Annotated in this window: 1 protein-coding gene; it reads left to right on the plus strand. The window is 72.0% G+C overall.

Going from position 1 to position 1,110, the window contains the following annotated elements; translation table 11 throughout:
• A partial coding sequence (locus DPV74_RS41475; protein ID WP_162923342.1) for an efflux RND transporter periplasmic adaptor subunit occupies positions 1-1,110 on the plus strand: 1,110 nt, incomplete at both ends.

A 1,110-nucleotide genomic window follows, 5' to 3' on the forward strand; every position in this document is an offset into this window, starting at 1 on the left:
CGCGTGCAGGTGGCCGCGCAGCAGGCGCTGCCGGTGTCCGTGATCCGGCCCGGCGCCGCGCCGGCCGACCAGACGCTCACGCTGCCGGGTGCGGTGATGCCGTACGCGGAAGCGTCGATCTATGCGCGCACGAGCGGTTACATCGCGCACTGGAGTGTGGATATCGGCACGCACGTGAAAGCCGGGCAGACGCTCGCGCAGATCACGGCGCCCGACCTCGACGCGCAGTTGCGCCAGGCGCACGCCGACACGTCGACCGCGCAGGCGAACTACGACTATGCGAAATCGACCGCGCAGCGCTGGCAGGAGATGCTGAAAACGCAGTCGGTATCGCAGCAGGACACCGACACGAAGGTCGCCGACATGAACGCGAAGCGCGCGATGCTCGCCTCCGCGCAGGCGAATGCCGCCCACCTGAACGAACTCGTGTCGTACGAATCGGTGACGGCGCCGTTCGACGGCGTGATCACCGCGCGCAACGTCGACGTCGGCACGCTCGTCACGGCGGGCGGCACACCGGGCAGCCCGGGGCTGTCGGGCGAGCTGTTCCACCTCGAGCAGACCGACACGCTGCGCGTGTTCGTCGACGTCCCGCAGGACAGCGCGGCCGGCGTGTCGGCCGGCACGCCCGTGTACCTGACCACGCAGCAGTATCCGGGCCGGCGCTTCGCCGCGCGCGTGGCGCGCAGCGCGGGCGCGATCGATCCCGTGACGCGCACGCTGCGGGTCGAGATCGACGTCGACAACCACGACGGCGCGCTGATGCCGGGCGCGTACGCGCAGGCGCACCTGCTCGTCGCGAGTGCGGCGCCCGCGTTCGAACTGCCGGTCAGCGCGCTGCTGTTCCGGCCGAACGGCGTGACGGTCGCGACCGTCGCCGCGAACGGCACCACCGCGCTGAAGACCGTGCAAATCGGCCGCGATTTCGGCACGCACGTCGAGATCGTCGCGGGGCTGGCCGCGACCGATCGGGTGATCGACAACCCGGGCGATTCGATCGCCGGCGGCGAGACCGTGAAGATCGTGGCGGTCGAGCCCGGCGCGGCGCAGGCGGCTGCGCAGGCCGGCTCGGCTACCGGCGTGCCGGCGGCGCCTCACGCGGTAGCGGCC

The sequence above is a fragment of the Burkholderia sp. HAN2018 genome (assembly GCF_024704855.1).
In the GTDB taxonomy this organism is placed as follows: Bacteria; Pseudomonadota; Gammaproteobacteria; order Burkholderiales; family Burkholderiaceae; genus Burkholderia; species Burkholderia cepacia.